Origin of the sequence: Synechococcus sp. BS55D, from assembly GCF_004332415.1 — a bacterium.
GTDB lineage: Bacteria > Cyanobacteriota > Cyanobacteriia > PCC-6307 > Cyanobiaceae > Synechococcus_C.
The window spans coordinates 162,927-178,995 of record NZ_PHQT01000001.1; the positions used below are offsets into that span (position 1 = coordinate 162,927).

A 16,069-nucleotide genomic window follows, 5' to 3' on the forward strand; every position below is an offset into this window, starting at 1 on the left:
TGTCGAGTCAAGCAGCCTGGGGAGGAGGCGTGGGAGAGCCAAGGGGCTGAAACGGAAGCACCAACGTCGCCCAGTGCTCAGGGCGAACGGGGCGTTCCCGCCGAGCCTGACGCACACCGAAAGGCACCCTCACCACATTGGTCCCTTCCACCCGAAGAGTGTGACCTCGCTCCAGGGCAGATTCCAGACAATCAGGAAGTTCTGGCTCCTGTGGCTTGAGCGTTGTCTTGGAATTATTTTCGCTGGCCATGTCCCCCCCGACAAGGTTTGCTGTTGCCGGCCAGTGTGGAGAAAGCTCCGACACGGCGGAAGAAACCGAACAAAACTTTTTCGATTTCGGTGAAAATTTAGCCTGTCACCTGGGGATCGGCCAGCTCCTCGACCGTCGGACAGGTGCAAACCAGATTCCGATCACCAAAGGCATTGTCGATTCGGGCTACGTGGGGCCAAAACTTGTTCTCGCATTGACCAGGCATCGGATAAGCCGCCAACGTGCGGCTATAGGGGCGATCCCAGCTGTCTGCAGTCACCGCAGCGAGGGTGTGAGGAGCTCGTTTCAGTGGATTATTCAGTGGATCGCTCTGACCCAAAGCAATCGCATCGGCTTCCGCTCGGATCGCAATCATGGCGTCACAAAAACGATCCAGTTCAGAAAGACTTTCACTTTCGGTGGGCTCAACCATCACCGTTCCCGCCACTGGCCAGCTCACCGTTGGTGCATGGAATCCGTAATCCATTAAGCGCTTGGCAATGTCATCCACCTCAAGACCAGCCGATCGCTTGAGATCCCGCAGATCAAGGATGCATTCATGGGCCACCAGACCCTGCTCCCCCCGGAACAGCACGGGGTAATGCGAGGCGAGGCGGTGGGCCAGATAGTTGGCCGACAGCAGGGCAACGGCTGAGGCCTGGCGCAGGCCCTGCGCACCCATCATCCGCAAATACATCCAGCTGATCGGCAGGATGCCCGCACTACCCCAAGGAGCAGCTGACACGGCCGAGATCGCTTGCTCGCCGCCGCAGGGCACCAGGGGGTGTCCGGGAAGGAAAGGCAACAGATGGGAGGCCGCAGCGATCGGCCCGACCCCTGGCCCACCACCGCCATGGGGAATGCAGAAGGTCTTGTGGAGGTTCAGGTGGCAGACATCAGCCCCATAGGCCCCGGGACGACAAAGCCCCACTTGGGCATTGAGGTTGGCCCCATCGAGATACACCTGGCCGCCGTGCTGATGGACCAGCGCGCAGATCTCCCGGATCCGCGTTTCAAAAACCCCATGGGTTGAGGGGTAGGTGACCATCAGGGCCGCCAGTGAATCGCTGTGCTCCTGCGCTTTAAGACGCAGATCCTCCACATCCACGTTTCCCTGGTCATCGCAGCCCACAGGCACAACCCTCAGGCCAGCCATCACGGCACTGGCTGGGTTGGTGCCATGGGCACTGGTGGGGATCAGACAGACATCGCGATGCTGCTCCCCCCTTGAGCGGTGCCAAGCCCGGATCACCAGCAACCCCGCATATTCACCCTGAGAGCCCGCATTGGGCTGCAAGGACACCCCTGCAAAACCGGTAAGCGCCGCCAGCCAACCCTCAAGATCGTCGACAAGGCGCTGGAGGCCTTGGCATTGATCCTTAGGAGCAAAGGGATGCAAGGCGGCGAAGGCTCGCCAGCTCACGGGAGAGAGCTCAGAGGCGGCATTGAGCTTCATCGTGCAGCTGCCCAGCGGAATCATGCTGTGCACCAGCGAGAGATCGCGGCTCACGAGCCGCTGGATGTAACGCAGAAGCTCGGTTTCACTGCGATTCCGATGGAACACCGGCTGGCGCAGCCAAGGTTCAGATCGCAGGGGCAGCCCCGCCAGGCTGGTGCGAACATCCAGGCTCCCTGGATCGGGAAGAGCCAAGGGCGGCGCCTGTCCAGCCGCCTTCGCCAGCAGCGTCAGCAACACAGCCAGCTCCTCAACGGTGCTGAGTTCATCCAGGCTGATGCCAAATCCCGTTGCCTGAGCCGGTGCTGCCCCATCCGGAAGCACCCGCAGATTGAAGCCCTGGTCTGCCGCGAGCGCATGCACCGCCGGGGCGTGGGGCGAGACCACATCAAGGCCATCGAAACGGGGGCCCTTCGGCAGTTCGTAGCCCAGCCCCCGCAGCCCGTGCTCCAGCATCATGCGCAGACGCACAAGTCGCTGAGCGAGGGCTTTCAGCCCCTCAGGACCGTGGTGAATGGCATAGAAGGACGCCATCACCGCCAAGAGCACCTGAGCCGTGCAGATATTGCTGGTGGCCTTGTCACGGCGGATGTGCTGCTCGCGGGTCTGCAGCGCTAAACGCAAGGCCGGCCGGCCCTCGACATCGACGGATCGCCCCACGATGCGACCGGGTACCTGACGTTTGTAAAGGTCGCGGGTGGCGAAGAATGCAGCATGGGGACCACCGGCCGCCATCGGCACCCCAAAACGCTGAGCGCTACCGACGGCGATGTCGGCACCGAGATCACCGACCGGCGCAAGAAGCACCTGGGCCAAGGGATCAATCGCGACCGTGACCAAAACGCCATGGGCATGGGCCTGAGCGATCAGATCAGAGGGATCCCAAAGCCGTCCACAACGACCGGGAAGCTGCAGCAGAACCCCAAACACCTCAGCGTCCCAGTGGAACGCTTCCGGCTCCAGCACCTCCACCGAGATCCCAAGGGGTTGGGCCCGGGTTTGCAGCACGGCCAGGGTCTGAGGAAGCACAGCCGCATCCACGAGAAAGCGGCGCGCCTCCGACCGCTTGCAGACCGCCATGCTGAGGGCCATCGCTTCCGCGCAGGCCGTTCCCTCATCGAGCAGTGAGGCATTGGCGATCGGCAGACCTGTGAGCTCACTGATCAAGGTCTGGAAATTAAGCAGTGCCTCCAATCGACCCTGGGCGATCTCGGCTTGGTAGGGGGTATAGGCCGTGTACCAGGCAGGGTTTTCCAGCACGTGACGCTGGATCAGCGCTGGAGTGACCGTGTCGTGATAGCCGAGACCGATCAACGAACGCCGCAGCTGATTCGCGTCGGCGATCTCCCGCAACTCAGCAAGTGCTGCCGCTTCTCCCACACCTGCGGGCATCGCTGCCTGCGGTGCCGTTTCATCGAGAATGTCCGAAGGAACGACCGCCTGGACAAAGGCGTCGAGGGAGGAGTACCCCAGAGCCTGGAGGATGGCCCGCTGCTGCGCTGGATCCGGCCCCAGATGCCGCTCCACAAAGGGGGAGAGCTCCGTCTGAACCGGCTCGGAGGCGGGGCCTGCGCTGCGCTGGTCCAGGAGGGTCACGGCACGCTGGCGTTCAGGCTTGCGACTGTAGGCAAGTCCTCAGGCAGTCGCCGCTGCTGGGAATCGGTCATCCCCTGGAACGCCTTCAGCGGTTAGCTGGCCGCCACCTTGGTGGCGTAGGTGCCGGCATCCATCAGCTCGGCCAGCTGGGTGGGATCGGAAGGGCGGATCACCAGCAGCCATCCCTCTCCGTGGGGATCGTTCTGCAATTCCTCCGGGCTGGCGAGCACAGCCTCGTTGCGCTGCACCACCTCACCGCTGATTGGTGCGTACATGTCTTCCACCGCCTTCACCGACTCGACAGAGCCAAAGCCATTGCCCCGATTGAGCACCACGCCCACATCGGGCAGATCCACAAACACGATGTCACCCAGCTGATCGACGGCGAAGGCACTCAGACCAACCCGCACAAGCTCCCCGTCGGCGTGGGCGTACTCGTGACTGTCGGCGTAGCGGAACTGCTCAGGAAAGTCGAAGGCCATCGGGCCGGTGGTAGGCGAAAACCTCACCCAGTGTGGGGTAGATCCACCAGTCCTGCCGTTTGCAGGGCAGCGAGCGCCCGGATCAGGGCGAGCTCGATGTGACTGCGGTGGGTGCCGCCCTGCACATAGAGGTTGAAAGGAGGGCGCAGGGGTGCATCAGCCGAGAACTCGCTGGTGCTGCCATCAATGAAAGTGCCACCGGCCATCACCAGATCACTGGCGTAACCGGGCATCGCCGCAGGGACAGGATCCAGATAGGAACCGACCGGCGAACAGGACTGAAAGGCCCTGCACACGACCTTGAGCGCTTCGGGATCGCCCAGCTGCACAGCCTGAATCAGATCGCTACGGGGTGCCTGCGCTGCCGGCTGCACCGCATACCCCAAGGCGGCAAAGGTGCCAGCCACCAGATCTGCACCGATCAAGGCCTCGGCCACCATCTGCGGCGCCAGAAACAGCCCCTGCAGCACCAAGCGATGCAAGTCAAAACCGGTCCCCCCCTCGCTACCGATGCCAGGGGCAGTGAGCCGACAGCAGGCCTGTTCCACCAGATCAGCGCGCCCGGCCACATACCCCCCGGTGGGTGCGATGGTGCCGCCAAGGTTCTTGATCAATGAGCCAGCGATCAGATCCGCGCCGACCTCGGATGGCTCCCGCTCCTCCACCAACTCGCCATAGCAGTTGTCAACAAAACAGACGCAATCGGGCTGACGGGCGTGAATGTGCTGGCAAACCGCTTCGATCGCAGCGATGGAAAGAGACGGTCTCCAGCTGTAGCCACAGCTGCGCTGAATCAGGATCAAGCGCGTGGGCTGCTCCAAGGCTTCGTCCAGTGCCTGCAGGTCGACCGAGCCGTCGGCCTTCAGATCCCGCTCGTCGTAACGCACACCGAACTCCGCCAGGGAGCCGTGGCCTGCACCGCGCAAGCCGATCACCTCTTCAAGGGTGTCGTAGGGCCGTCCGGTGATGGCCAGCATGCGATCACCCGGGCGCAGCACTCCAAAAAGAGCTGCCGCGATGGCATGGGTGCCGCTTACGAACTGAAGACGCACCGCAGCCTTGTCTGCCCCCAACACCCTGGCGAAGACTCGATCCAGCACCTCGCGACCCTGATCTCCATGGCCGTAGCCCGTGAGCGAGGCGAAGTGCTGGGTACCGACCCGCTCAGCCGTAAACGCAGCGAGGACCTTTTCAAGACGGCTTGCCACCCCCGCCGTCCGTGCAGCAGCGGAGGCCGACTGCTGCTCCCGCACGGCCTGAACCACGGCCCTGGCCTGCGCCTCAGCCTCAGCCCGGTCTCCAGTGGCAGTGGCAGTGGAAGCGGCGAAAGACGAATCCATGAAACGGTGTCGCTCGCTGCATCATGCAGCGCTCTCCTACATTCTCTTCTCCAGCCGAACGCCTTCCAGCTCCGGGCTTACCGAAGTCAAGGGCGCACCGGTTCGAGGAGTACTCCTTGGTTACAACTGCACCGGCCCCTGCCGTCACCGACCGTGAGCTGCGCATGCGCGCTGCGGTCATGTCCCCGCGTCAGCCCCTGCCTCGCCGGCAACGACGCATCAAGTGGGGCACCACAAGCTTCATGCTCGTGATGCACGTTCTGGCCACCGTGGCCCTGCTGCCGCGCTTCTGGAGCTGGCAGGGAGTGGCAGCCCTAGCGGTTCTTTACTGGGTCACCGTTCTCGGCGTCACCCTTGGACTCCATCGCCTGGTAGCCCACCGCAGCTTGGAGGTTCCCCGCTGGCTCGAGAGGATCCTGATGGTGATGGGCACCCTGGCCTGCCAGAGCGGACCGATCGACTGGGTCGCTCTGCACCGCCACCACCACAAGTTTTCTGACCAACCCAACGACCATCACGACGCTGGTCGTGGCCTCTGGTGGAGCCACAGCGAATGGATGCTCCATGAAATCCCCGCCCTTGAACACAAGGAGCGCTTTGCAGGCGACCTCTTGAGCGATCGCTTCTACGTGTGGCTGGATCGCTGGTTCCTGTTACTCCAGATTCCCCTGGGACTTGGCCTGTACTGGTACGGCAACGCAGCGCAAGTGCATGGTGGCGGCCTGGGCCTGGTCCTCTGGGCCATTCCCCTACGCCTGGTGCTCGTCTACCACGTGACCTGGCTGGTGAACTCGGCCACCCATGCCTTTGGCTATCGCAATTTCGACTGCCCCGACCTTTCACGCAACTGCTGGTGGGTGGCGATCCTCTCCTTCGGCGAGGGCTGGCACAACAACCATCACGCGCACCCTGCCAGCGCTCGTCATGGCTTGCGCTGGTTTGAGTTCGACATCACCTGGCAGCACATCCGGCTGCTGCGGCGCCTTGGGCTGACCCGTCGCATTCGCCAGGCGAGTTACGTGCCCTGAGTCCCGGCAGTCAGCCCCTTGGCCTTCTGCCGCAATTCGGCCAGGAATCCTTCGGCTCCAGAGCGACTTGATCCGCCGAGGGCTTGATGGGTGGCATGCAAGTCCAGGAGCTCCCCATCGAGCTCCTCGGCGCTGTAGTCCCGCAGACCGGCCATCACAGCAGCGAAACGCTCCCGCCGCTGACTCTTGCTGGCTGGATAAGCAGCCATCACCTGATCGCGGCACTGCCGCCAGGACTGGCCGCCACAAAGATGTTCAGCCAATGCCGCACTGAGCGAAGCCCCCTCATCGGCTTCAATCCGCCAATCAAACCCAGGCGGCAACGGCGCCAAGCCCACGAAGATCTCGAGAAGATCCCCAGCTCCCAGGGCCTCACCCCGGGCATTGCGAAGCGGTTCAGCACCCGCGGCCAGCACCTCCAAAAGCTCGGGGTGCACCTCAGCAAGACGCGCTCGGATTGATTCCAAGCCGGCATGGAGAACTGCATTGGCCTGTCCTAAGGCGAGGAACACCTCAGGACCGGGAGACGCGAGCTTGCCGTTGCGCAGGTTGGAGATCTGGGAGTTATGCACACGGCCGAGATCCAGGGTTTCGGCGAGGGCGGGCAACACCTTGTGCGACCAGCCATTGCGCTCATGCCAGACGTGCACGAGATGGGCCATGGCCCAACGGCCCTCGGCGAGGCGCTCCCGGTAACCCTTGGTCACAGAATCAGCCTGGATATTGAGCTCAGCCACTTGATACGGATCCTTATCGCTTATAGTTTATCGATAGTTACCGGATCGAGCCATGGTTTCAAACGTGATCACAGCACCATCGCCACCCAGCAGGCCGACAGACTCGCACAGGGCCTTGGAAAGGGCTCAAGGGCTGCACAAACCCCGCAAAGGCGAAACCTCTGTGCCGCTGGATCACGGACGGCGCTGGGGAACCATCGGCTTCATGATCGCGATCCATGTGCTGGCCGTGGTCGCCTTGCTGCCGAGCTTCTGGAGCTGGCAGGCCGTCACCAGCCTGCTGGTTCTCTACTGGGTCACCGCCTGCCTGGGGGTGACGATCGGGTATCACCGCCTGCTCTCGCATCGATCCTTCCAGGTGCCCCACTGGCTCGAGCGCTTCTTCGCCACCTGCGGCGCGCTGAGCTGCCAGCACGGACCCATCGACTGGGTGGGTCTTCATCGGCATCATCACAAGTTCTCTGATACGGATGCAGATCACCACAACAGCCACCGCGGATTCTGGTGGAGCCACATGGGCTGGATGTTCGAACCCATTCCAGCCATGCAGGCCGTCCCGCGCCTGAGCGGCGATCTGGCCAGCGATCCCTACTACCGCTGGCTCAACAACAATTTCCTGCTGCTGCAGTTGCCCCTTGCGGGACTGCTCTTCTGGATCGGCACCGCCACTGGCGCAGGCGGCTGGGCACTCGTGCTCTGGGGCATCCCCCTACGCCTCGTGCTCGTCTATCACGTCACCTGGCTGGTGAATTCGGCCACCCACTGCTGGGGCCAGGTGGTGTATGACAGCGGCGATGCCTCCCGCAACAACAAGTGGGTCGCAGCCCTCACCTTCGGCGAAGGCTGGCACAACAACCATCACGCTTTCCCCCATTCCGCCCGCCATGGGCTTCAGCCCGGTCAGATCGACCTCACCTGGGAGCACATTCGTCTGATGCGGGCGCTGGGACTAGCCAGCAAAGTGCGCCTACCCGTCGCATCGTAAAATTCTCGATCGCTCCATCGTCGTCGTCAGGAAGCATCCCCATGGCCAAGCGCGTACAAGTCGTTCTGAATGAGGACGTTCTCAGCCTCGGCCGGGATGGTGATCTGGTTGAGGTGGCTCCGGGCTACGCCCGCAACTTCCTGCTCCCCTTCGGCAAAGCCGTTCCCGTCACGCCTGCCGTGATGAAGCAGGTGGAGCACCGCCGGGCCAAGGAAGCCGAGCGCCAGGCCGCCCTCAAGCAAGAGGCCCTGGCCTTCCGCACCGCCCTCGACACCATTGGCCGCTTCACCGTCAAGAAGCAGACCGGTGACGACGACGTTCTCTTCGGCACCGTCACCAATGGCGATGTGGCCGAGGTGATCGAGGAAGCCACCAAGAAGGAAGTCGACCGGCGCGACATCACCGTGCCCGACATCCACCGCACCGGCTCTTACAAGGTCAGCGTCAAGCTGCACAGTGAAGTCACTGCTGAAATCAATCTGGAAGTGGTCAGCTACTGATCCCTCAAACTCAAGGGTTTCTTCCGTCACAACCCACTCTGACGCCTGCCCAAGGGTGCGCCAGAGTGGGTTTTCGCTTGCAGCCAACGACTCCATGGTGACCGTCCCCTTCAGCGATCAGGGCGGCGAGGCCGCTGAGGGGGGACGCCGGGGTTTCGGTCAGGGCCGCCGCCGAGATGAGCCCAATTTCGAAGCCTTACCGGACTCGATTCCCCCTCAGAACCTGGAGGCGGAAGAGGCGGTGCTGGGCGGCATCCTGCTGGACCCCGATGCCATTGGCCGCGTCGCCGATGTGCTCCAGCCGGAAGCCTTCTACCTCAATGCCCACCGGGAGATCTTCCGCACCGCGGTGATGCTCCACAGCCAGGGCAAACCCACCGACCTCACGGCCATGACCGCCTGGCTGGCCGATACAGGTGCCTTGGAGAAGGTGGGGGGAAGCAACCGGCTTGTGGAGCTGGTGGAACGGGTGGCCTCCACCGCCTCGATCGAGCAGGTGGCCCGCCTGGTGATGGACAAATTCCTGCGCCGTCAGCTGATCCGCTCTGGCAACGAGGTGATCCAACTGGGCTTTGATCAGAGCCTGCCGATGGAGCAGGTGCTCGATAAGGCCGAGCAGACGATCTTCGCCATCAGCCAGGAGAAACCCACCAAAGGCCTCACTCCCACGGCTGAGATTCTCACCAGCACCTTCAACGAGATCGAGAGCCGCTCGCTCGGCACCTCCGTGGCGGGCATCCCGGTGAACTTCTACGACCTCGATGCCATGACCCAGGGCCTGCAACGCAGCGACCTGATCATCGTGGCGGGCCGGCCAGCCATGGGCAAAACCTCGATCGTGCTCAACCTGGCCAAGAACGTGGCTCAACTGCACAACCTGCCGGTGTGCGTGTTCTCCCTGGAGATGAGCAAGGAGCAGCTCACCTACAGGCTGTTGTCGATGGAAGTGGGCATCGAAGCCGGGCGCCTGCGCACGGGCAGGCTGCAGCAGGAGGAATGGCCCTTGCTGGGGCAGGGCATCAACACCCTTGGCCAGCTGCCGATCTTCATCGACGACAAACCCAACTCTGGAGTACTAGAAATGCGCTCCCTCTGCCGGCGCCTGATGGCCGAACAGGGCAAGGAGCTCGGCCTGATCGTGATCGACTACCTGCAGCTGATGGAGGGCTCCACCCCAGACAACCGGGTGCAGGAGCTGTCGCGAATCACCCGGGGCCTCAAAGGCATGGCCCGAGAATTAAACGTGCCGGTGATCGCCCTCTCCCAGCTCAGCCGGGGCGTGGAGTCGCGCACCAACAAACGGCCGATGCTGAGCGACCTGCGCGAATCGGGCTCGATCGAGCAAGACGCCGATCTGGTGCTGATGATCTACCGCGACGAGTACTACAACCCGGAAACTCCTGATCGGGGCATCACCGAAGTGATCGTGACCAAGCACCGCAACGGACCCGTGGGCACCGTGAAACTGCTGTTCGAGCCCCAGTTCACCCGCTTCCGCAACCTGGCGGCCTGAGTCGTTTCCGATACTGGTGGGATGACACCCAGTCCAACCCCCACTGAAGTCTTCGACGTGATCGTCGTGGGGGGTGGCCATGCCGGCTGTGAAGCCGCCATCACCGCCGCCCGGCTGGGCCTGAACACCGCCCTGTTCAGCCTCAATCTCGATCGAATCGCCTGGCAGCCCTGCAACCCTGCCGTCGGCGGCCCCGCCAAAAGCCAGCTGGTGCATGAAGTGGATGCCCTCGGTGGAGTGATCGGCCGCCTCGCCGATGCCACCGCCATCCAGAAGCGGATCCTCAATGCCAGCCGCGGCCCTGCGGTGTGGGCCCTGCGTGCCCAGACCGACAAACGCCAGTATTCACGTCAGATGCTGCAGCTGCTGCAGCACACCCCCAACCTGGCCCTGCGTGAGGCGATGGTCACAGGGCTGGACATCGAAGGCGATCCCAGTGGCGGTGGTGAACGGTGGGATCCCAGCCAAGGCCCAGCCGCACGGATCACAGGCGTACGCACCTATTTCGGCAGCATCTACGGCGCCAAGGCCGTCGTGCTCACGGCCGGCACCTTCCTGGGGGGGCGCATCTGGGTGGGCCATCAATCGATGGCGGCAGGCCGTGCCGGCGAGCAGGCCGCCGAAGGCCTCACCGAAGCCCTGCAACAGCTTGGATTCCATACCGACCGTCTCAAAACCGGCACCCCGGCGCGGGTCGACCGGCGCAGCATTGCCCTCGATCAACTCGAAGAGCAACCCAGCGACGCCGCCGATCGCTTCTTCTCGTTTGACCCCGCCGCGTGGAGCAGCGGTGAACAGATGAGCTGCCACATCACACGCACCACGGCAGCAACCCATCAACTGATCAAAGACAACCTGCATCTCACCGCCATCTACGGCGGCGTGATCGACAGCAAGGGGCCGCGCTACTGCCCCTCAATCGAAGACAAGATCGTGCGCTTCGCCGATAAAGACAGCCACCAGATCTTCCTCGAGCCGGAGGGGCGCGACACGCCCGAGATCTACGTGCAGGGCTTCTCCACGGGCCTGCCCGAACCGATCCAGCTGCAACTGCTGCGCAGCCTGCCGGGCCTGGAACAAGTCGTGATGCTGAGGCCGGCCTACTCCGTGGATTACGACTACCTGCCCGCCACGCAACTGTTGCCCTCGCTGGAAACCAAACGGGTGCAAGGGCTCTTCAGCGCCGGCCAGCTCAACGGCACCACCGGCTACGAGGAAGCCGCGGCCCAGGGACTGGTGGCCGGCCTCAATGCCGCCCGCCGCATCCGCGGCCAGGAGCCGGTGCATTTCCCCAGAGAAGGCAGCTACATCGGCACGATGATCGACGATCTGGTGAGCAAGGATCTACGCGAGCCCTACCGGGTGCTCACCAGCCGCAGTGAATACCGGTTGGTGCTGCGGGGCGATAACGCCGACCGCCGGCTGACGCCACAGGGCCGTGAGCTCGGTTTGATCGATGACCGTCGCTGGCGCTTGTTTGAAGACAAACTCCAGGCGATGGAGGCCGAAAAGCAGCGGCTGGAAACCGTGCGCCTCAAAGTGAGCGATCCGGTGGCCCCTGCGGTCGAAGCAGAGACCGGTGCGCCAATTAAGGGCTCCATCACCCTGGCGGATCTCCTGCGACGCCCGGGCATGCATGCCGCCGATCTGGTGCGCCACGGCCTGGCCGATGCCGACCTCCCCCTGCCGGTGCGCGAAGGCGCCGAAATCGACATCAAATACAGCGGCTATCTGCAGCGCCAACAGCAGCAGATCGATCAGGTGAAGCGCCAGGGCCAGCGCAAATTGCCTGCCACCATCGACTACACCAACATCAGCACCCTCTCCCGGGAGGCGCGCGAAAAGCTCACGACCGTTCGCCCGTTCACCCTGGGGCAGGCCAGCCAGATCCCCGGGGTCAGCCAGGCCGACCTCACCGCTCTCCTGGTGTGGCTGGAGCTCCAGCAACGGCGTCGCCAATCCGGCGAGTCAGAGCTCGCCCCCCTGGGCCAAGCTCGATAGCGTTGCAGCAGACAACGGTCTGCGGTGCCACCACGCCTTTCCACATCCCGGGCCTACTGGAACCTGCGCGCAGAGCAGGTGATGGATCGGGTGTTCAGTGATGGCGAACAACGGCTTGAAGCCGTCACCGTGCAGGTGGAACCGGCCTCAGCACCTGCCGCCCCCCGAGCCACAGCAGCTGCACCAGAGCGTCAGCCTCGAACCCTCCGCTGGATGCTGGCGTTGATTGGCATGCCAGCCCTGATCAGCATGGCCATGAGCGTCTGGCTGGCGCGCAACTGGCAGGCCTCCCAACGGGCCCTCAGCCGCGAGCGTGACCTCCAGCTGATCGAACGGGTGCGCCGCCTGCCCCCTCCAGAACCTGCCAAAACCACAGACAACTCAGCCGCAACAGCCCCGTCAGCCGCCCAAACCAGCAACAGCGAGATCCGGCTCCCCACCAGCCTTGAACCGGTGATGGTGCCCTTGCCTGCCATCCCCCGAATCGATGGAACATCAGCGAACAGCGCCGGATCAGCAGCACCGGTGAATGCTCCAACCCCTCAAACGCCTGCTGGGTCTGACCCCCTACTGGTGGGAGTCGTTCATGCCGGTGGAGGCAAGGGCTCGGCGATCTTCCGCCTCGATCAGCTCTCCCTCTCCGCCAGCCCGGGGGAGATGATCGGCAACAGCGGATGGCGGCTTCACTCGGTTGAAGCGCAAGGAGCGGTCATCGAGCGCCAGGGTCAGCAGCGCCAGCTCTCGGTGGGAGGCGCCTTCTGAACGACGTACCCTCAGCCCTCTTCCCTTCACCCGAGCCTCTCTGGCAAGCCGCAAGCGCCTCGGTGATCGGTGCCGAAAGCCCTTGGTCACTGCCAGGCCCCTGGAGGCTGATGCTGCTGGGGGATGGCAGCCCCACCCGACACCTGCGGCTGCTCACTGGCCATCCCGTGGCCGTGCGCCTGATCGCCATGGAAGCCGACAGCACCATGGAAGGAGCACCTCGAGAGGTGCGGGAACTGGACCATCCGCTCCTGCGCCGGCAGGTCTGGTTGGAATGCGGCGGAATCACGCTGGCCTGGGCAGAAAGCTGGTGGAACCAGACGGAAGCGGAACAGCATCTGCAAGACAGGAATCTGCCGATCTGGCTGAGCCTGACCCAGGGCCGTTCGGAACTGTTCCGGGAGGTGGATGGCCTGGCGCTTGTTCAGAGCCATTGGCTTGAGGAAGGATTCCAGGCCACTGGTCCGTTTTGGAGTCGTCACTACCGCTTCTTCCGTCAGGGGCGGGAGCTGACCGTGATCCGGGAGGTGTTCAGCCCCCGATTGGAGGACTGGCTGGGCGCAGCTCCTCGACAAGCGCTTCACCTCCCGTCATGAAGGAATCACTCGGATTGTCCCGTTTTCCTCTTGACAACTTGCCATTCAATGTGCTCTCCCCATGATGGCTGCACTGGAACTCCACTCCAATGGCAAACCACTCCTGGCTGAGCCTTACTGAGCTGGGGCAGCTGTTTGGCATCTCCACCCGCCACTGTGAACGTGCCCTCGATCAGGCCGGCTGGCTGGACCGCCATGGCAGGCCGACCCCAGCGGCGCTCGACGCCGGTGCAGCCTCCGTTCAAGGACCGCAATGCCACCCGCGCGGCAGTCGCTGGAATGCAGACATCTGCCGCACCCTGCTCGAAACCCGGGGCTACAGGCCCATCAGTCGCGACGACCAGGTGAAGCAATGGGTGGCCCTGCTCGAAGCGATGAGCGAAGGGTCTCCATCCATCGCCGCCACGGCTGACCAGATGGCGGAGGATCTTCCCTCCGATCTGGTGGAGGACGTCAACGCTGGCCTGAGTCGCCTGGGCTGCCGATATCAGGCCAGCCGTAGGGCTTCCGCCTGCTGACGTGCCTTCTCCAACTGCTCCCGCAGGCGTTCCTCATCCGCATGGCTGAGGCTGGTCTGAATCAGACGGGCATGGGGAGCATGGCGGCGAAGCTTTTCGATCACGCGATCCGCGGTCACCTCGCGCACAAGCAGGGCCAGAGCCGCCGTTCCCTTGGGAAGGGTCTCCCCAAGATCGCGCAGGAACTGGTCATTGATCCCCATGTCACTGAGGGCACCGGAAGCCGCACCGGCACTGGCACCGACCGCCAAACCCAGCAAGGGATTGGCGAACAACAGCCCCACAAGCACCCCCCAGAAACTGCCACCGAGAGCACCCGCTGCCGTGAGGTTGATCGCCTGACGCAGGTGCACATGCCCGTCCTGCCCATGCTCAAGCACCACGGCATCCTCCAGGGCAATCAGATGCTCCTGCTGGAATCCCACCAGTTCCTGACGGACCTCCTCGGCCTCCTCCAGCTTGGGGAAGCCCACCACCACGAGATTGCTCATCAGTCCACAGTCGGATAATTCGAGGCTAGGAACGGTTCGGCGATCTCAACCGTCCCGACGACGACTGGAGCGGGGTAGAGAGCGGCGCACAGGAGACTCCGCAGCAGCGGAACCTGGACGTCGCACCGGAACGCCCTCAGGAACACCGGCGACTTCCGATGCAACGCCTCGCTTCCAGCGCTCCACCCGGAATTCACTCTCATCCGGCCACTCATCGTCGGCCACCGATGGCTGCCGCGCCTGAACTGCAGGAGGAATCAAAGGTGGCTGGCGGCGAGAGATCGCCTCGAGGGGCCGCTTGCGGCCGTTGGATCGCAAAGGCTGTTCAGATCGCAGGGGCTGTGCAGATCGAACAGGCTGTGCAGGCGGTTCCCGCCAGCTGTCACCGCCATCGTCCTCCTCATCCAGGAGCCAGTCGATCTTGTCGCCCACCCAACGCCCAACCGCATCCAGGCTGCCCGCAGCAGTCCGGCCTGAACGGGAGCCAGGGCGTCGTCCTGGGCGCGTCCCGGCAACACCATCCACCAGCTGTCGGCCCGTTTCCAGCCACTGATCCAAGCGTTGCGCCTGTTGCCGTCGTCCATCCATCTCCTGACGTTACCGACGCCGTCGTCTCAACCAACGCTCCCGGCGCCATCCCACCAGAGCGATGGCGATGCCAGAGCACTGAAGCACCAGCAGAAACAGATCGATTTCAGCCATCCGCCCCAGGGCCTTGATCCACGACAGAGCAGGTGTCTTGACCGTCATACGGCTGAAACTGCAAGACACAGCTGGCATGCCATCGCCCCCCATGGTGGCGATCACAACAGGAGCGACAGGCGGCCTGGGCCAGTCGGCGGCGGTAGGGAGAGCGATGCCCACAGCGGGGGCAGACCGCCAGCCAACGCGGGGCTGTCACAGGCACCGGAAAGTGATGGCGCACGCTCACCACAAATCGATCCTGGGCGCGGTTGATCTGCTCCATCCGCGCCCGGAACTCAGGTCCATGCCCCTCCGACGACCCCAGCACCAGATCCACCCAGGCGTGAATCATTTCGTGGCAGAGGGTGCTTTCCGTCGCCAGGCGTGGCAAGGGGTCGAGCAGAGGGCGGGAGAGCACGATTTCACGGCCATGGGGCGGGGCGACCTGGGGGCCACGGCGGTAGAGCCCGGCCGTGCGCCGCATACGGCCGTCACTCCAACGCACCGCAAGCAAGGGCTGCTGTCCGCGCACGAGGCTGCCCTCGAAATGCTCTCGGTTCAAGCGATGAAACAGGGGGAGCAGCGGCTCCAGGGCCATGGGAGGGGTCCGGTGAGCGTCCAGCCGGTGGTCAACGGCGCCAGTCTGCACACCTTCGGCAACGGCCTGCACAACCGTCAGTCAGACTCTTTGCGCATCATCGTGGCCGCGGATGGATCTGGCTCTGGTTCGGGAACTCGGAAGCAAGGCCCTGCTGGCCGGTGCCGGAGCACTGCTCCTCTACTGGACGATCACCGCCGTCAAGCTGGTGCTGAGCGCCCGTGGCATCAACCCCCTGATCAAGCAGTTCTTCACCCAGGTGGCAGCAGGACGCATCGACGCCGCCTACCTGCTCACCACCAAGAGCTACCGCCAGCACGTGAACCGCCAGCAATTCATCCGCTTCCTGGCTGGTCTCAAGCTCAATCGCTTCCGCAACCTCAAATCCGGTCGCCCAAGGATGCAAGAGGGCAACATCATTCTCACCGTGAAGCTGCTGGCTGAAAACAAAGAGGAAATGCCGCTCGACTTCACCTTCACCAAGGTGGAGGAGAGCTGGAAGATCGAGCGGATCACCCCGGTGAACGCCTGA

At 63.6% G+C, this 16,069-nt stretch carries 17 protein-coding genes; 9 read left to right on the forward strand and 8 right to left on the reverse strand.

From position 1 onward, the window contains the following. Positions 1–7: 7 nt before the first annotated feature. From CWE16_RS00835 to CWE16_RS00850, 4 genes are all read right to left on the reverse strand, one after another. The gene (locus CWE16_RS00835) at positions 8–250 is read right to left on the reverse strand and encodes a hypothetical protein (RefSeq protein WP_131592229.1); all 243 of its coding nucleotides are present in this window, start codon (positions 248–250) and stop codon (positions 8–10) included. A 97-nt stretch (positions 251–347) separates the two neighbouring features. After that, on the reverse strand, positions 348–3,302 hold the full coding sequence (gene gcvP, locus CWE16_RS00840) for an aminomethyl-transferring glycine dehydrogenase (protein WP_131592231.1): 2,955 nt from the start codon (positions 3,300–3,302) through the stop codon (positions 348–350). Between the two features lie 92 nt (positions 3,303–3,394). Further along, a complete protein-coding gene (gene gcvH, locus CWE16_RS00845; RefSeq protein ID WP_131592233.1) occupies positions 3,395–3,784 on the reverse strand; it encodes a glycine cleavage system protein GcvH in 390 nt (129 codons plus the stop codon). A gap of 23 nt (positions 3,785–3,807) precedes the next feature. Continuing rightward, the gene (locus CWE16_RS00850; RefSeq protein ID WP_131592235.1) at positions 3,808–5,124 is read right to left on the reverse strand and encodes a methionine gamma-lyase family protein; all 1,317 of its coding nucleotides are present in this window, start codon (positions 5,122–5,124) and stop codon (positions 3,808–3,810) included. 164 nt (positions 5,125–5,288) lie between these two features. Here CWE16_RS00850 and CWE16_RS00855 point away from each other — a divergent pair, with 164 nt between their 5' ends. Further along, positions 5,289–6,152: an acyl-CoA desaturase gene (locus CWE16_RS00855; RefSeq protein ID WP_443081598.1), complete on the forward strand. Its 864-nt coding sequence runs from the start codon at positions 5,289–5,291 to the stop codon at positions 6,150–6,152. Here CWE16_RS00855 and CWE16_RS00860 read toward each other — a convergent pair. Further along, positions 6,140–6,814 (reverse strand): hypothetical protein, encoded by a 675-nt coding sequence (locus tag CWE16_RS00860; RefSeq protein ID WP_443081599.1) that lies wholly within the window; start codon positions 6,812–6,814, stop codon positions 6,140–6,142. The genes CWE16_RS00855 and CWE16_RS00860 overlap by 13 nt on opposite strands. Before the next feature lie 127 nt (positions 6,815–6,941). Between CWE16_RS00860 and CWE16_RS00865 the strand changes: the two genes are divergently transcribed. The 7 genes from CWE16_RS00865 (at position 6,942) to CWE16_RS00895 (ending at position 13,764) form a co-directional block, all read left to right on the forward strand. Then, complete coding sequence (locus tag CWE16_RS00865; protein WP_131592239.1) at positions 6,942–7,874, forward strand: acyl-CoA desaturase; 933 nt, start codon at positions 6,942–6,944, stop codon at positions 7,872–7,874. 41 nt (positions 7,875–7,915) lie between these two features. Continuing rightward, positions 7,916–8,374: a 50S ribosomal protein L9 gene (gene rplI / locus CWE16_RS00870; protein WP_131455019.1), complete on the forward strand. Its 459-nt coding sequence runs from the start codon at positions 7,916–7,918 to the stop codon at positions 8,372–8,374. Between the two features lie 94 nt (positions 8,375–8,468). Then, positions 8,469–9,887 (forward strand): replicative DNA helicase, encoded by a 1,419-nt coding sequence (gene dnaB / locus CWE16_RS00875; protein ID WP_131455020.1) that lies wholly within the window; start codon positions 8,469–8,471, stop codon positions 9,885–9,887. 21 nt (positions 9,888–9,908) lie between these two features. Further along, positions 9,909–11,888 carry a tRNA uridine-5-carboxymethylaminomethyl(34) synthesis enzyme MnmG gene (gene mnmG, locus CWE16_RS00880; protein WP_131592241.1) on the forward strand — a complete coding sequence of 660 codons (1,980 nt, stop codon included), beginning with the start codon at positions 9,909–9,911 and terminating at the stop codon, positions 11,886–11,888. A 24-nt stretch (positions 11,889–11,912) separates the two neighbouring features. Continuing rightward, on the forward strand, positions 11,913–12,650 hold the full coding sequence (locus tag CWE16_RS00885; protein WP_131592243.1) for a hypothetical protein: 738 nt from the start codon (positions 11,913–11,915) through the stop codon (positions 12,648–12,650). Further along, positions 12,647–13,246, forward strand: coding sequence for a chorismate lyase (locus CWE16_RS00890; protein WP_201737952.1), 600 nt, complete (start codon positions 12,647–12,649; stop codon positions 13,244–13,246). Before CWE16_RS00885 ends, CWE16_RS00890 begins: the two co-directional genes overlap by 4 nt. A gap of 89 nt (positions 13,247–13,335) precedes the next feature. Further along, complete coding sequence (locus CWE16_RS00895) at positions 13,336–13,764, forward strand: hypothetical protein (RefSeq protein WP_131592247.1); 429 nt, start codon at positions 13,336–13,338, stop codon at positions 13,762–13,764. Here CWE16_RS00895 and CWE16_RS00900 read toward each other — a convergent pair. The 3 genes from CWE16_RS00900 to CWE16_RS00910 all read right to left on the reverse strand — a co-directional run bounded on the left by CWE16_RS00900 (position 13,734) and on the right by CWE16_RS00910 (position 15,537). After that, positions 13,734–14,255, reverse strand: coding sequence for a DUF1269 domain-containing protein (locus tag CWE16_RS00900; protein WP_131455025.1), 522 nt, complete (start codon positions 14,253–14,255; stop codon positions 13,734–13,736). The genes CWE16_RS00895 and CWE16_RS00900 overlap by 31 nt on opposite strands. A 45-nt stretch (positions 14,256–14,300) precedes the next feature. After that, positions 14,301–14,843, reverse strand: coding sequence for an RNA helicase (locus tag CWE16_RS00905; RefSeq protein ID WP_131592249.1), 543 nt, complete (start codon positions 14,841–14,843; stop codon positions 14,301–14,303). A gap of 106 nt (positions 14,844–14,949) precedes the next feature. After that, positions 14,950–15,537, reverse strand: coding sequence for a SprT family zinc-dependent metalloprotease (locus CWE16_RS00910; RefSeq protein ID WP_131592251.1), 588 nt, complete (start codon positions 15,535–15,537; stop codon positions 14,950–14,952). 112 nt (positions 15,538–15,649) lie between these two features. On the opposite strand from CWE16_RS00910, the gene CWE16_RS00915 reads away from it, so the two are divergent. After that, positions 15,650–16,069, forward strand: coding sequence for a hypothetical protein (locus CWE16_RS00915; protein WP_131592253.1), 420 nt, complete (start codon positions 15,650–15,652; stop codon positions 16,067–16,069).

Excerpts from the sequence above, each read along its gene's own strand:
- CWE16_RS00835 (WP_131592229.1), bottom strand. The coding sequence starts at position 250 with ATGGCCAGCGAAAATAATTCCAAGACAACGCTCAAGCCACAGGAGCCA.
- gcvH (WP_131592233.1), bottom strand. The coding sequence starts at position 3,784 with ATGGCCTTCGACTTTCCTGAGCAGTTCCGCTACGCCGACAGTCACGAG.
- CWE16_RS00850 (WP_131592235.1), bottom strand. The coding sequence starts at position 5,124 with ATGGATTCGTCTTTCGCCGCTTCCACTGCCACTGCCACTGGAGACCGG.
- CWE16_RS00855 (WP_443081598.1), top strand. The coding sequence starts at position 5,289 with ATGCGCGCTGCGGTCATGTCCCCGCGTCAGCCCCTGCCTCGCCGGCAA.
- CWE16_RS00860 (WP_443081599.1), bottom strand. The coding sequence starts at position 6,814 with ATGGCCCATCTCGTGCACGTCTGGCATGAGCGCAATGGCTGGTCGCAC.
- CWE16_RS00865 (WP_131592239.1), top strand. The coding sequence starts at position 6,942 with ATGGTTTCAAACGTGATCACAGCACCATCGCCACCCAGCAGGCCGACA.
- rplI (WP_131455019.1), top strand. The coding sequence starts at position 7,916 with ATGGCCAAGCGCGTACAAGTCGTTCTGAATGAGGACGTTCTCAGCCTC.
- dnaB (WP_131455020.1), top strand. The coding sequence starts at position 8,469 with ATGGTGACCGTCCCCTTCAGCGATCAGGGCGGCGAGGCCGCTGAGGGG.
- mnmG (WP_131592241.1), top strand. The coding sequence starts at position 9,909 with ATGACACCCAGTCCAACCCCCACTGAAGTCTTCGACGTGATCGTCGTG.
- CWE16_RS00895 (WP_131592247.1), top strand. The coding sequence starts at position 13,336 with ATGGCAAACCACTCCTGGCTGAGCCTTACTGAGCTGGGGCAGCTGTTT.
- CWE16_RS00900 (WP_131455025.1), bottom strand. The coding sequence starts at position 14,255 with ATGAGCAATCTCGTGGTGGTGGGCTTCCCCAAGCTGGAGGAGGCCGAG.
- CWE16_RS00905 (WP_131592249.1), bottom strand. The coding sequence starts at position 14,843 with ATGGATGGACGACGGCAACAGGCGCAACGCTTGGATCAGTGGCTGGAA.
- CWE16_RS00910 (WP_131592251.1), bottom strand. The coding sequence starts at position 15,537 with ATGGCCCTGGAGCCGCTGCTCCCCCTGTTTCATCGCTTGAACCGAGAG.
- CWE16_RS00915 (WP_131592253.1), top strand. The coding sequence starts at position 15,650 with ATGGATCTGGCTCTGGTTCGGGAACTCGGAAGCAAGGCCCTGCTGGCC.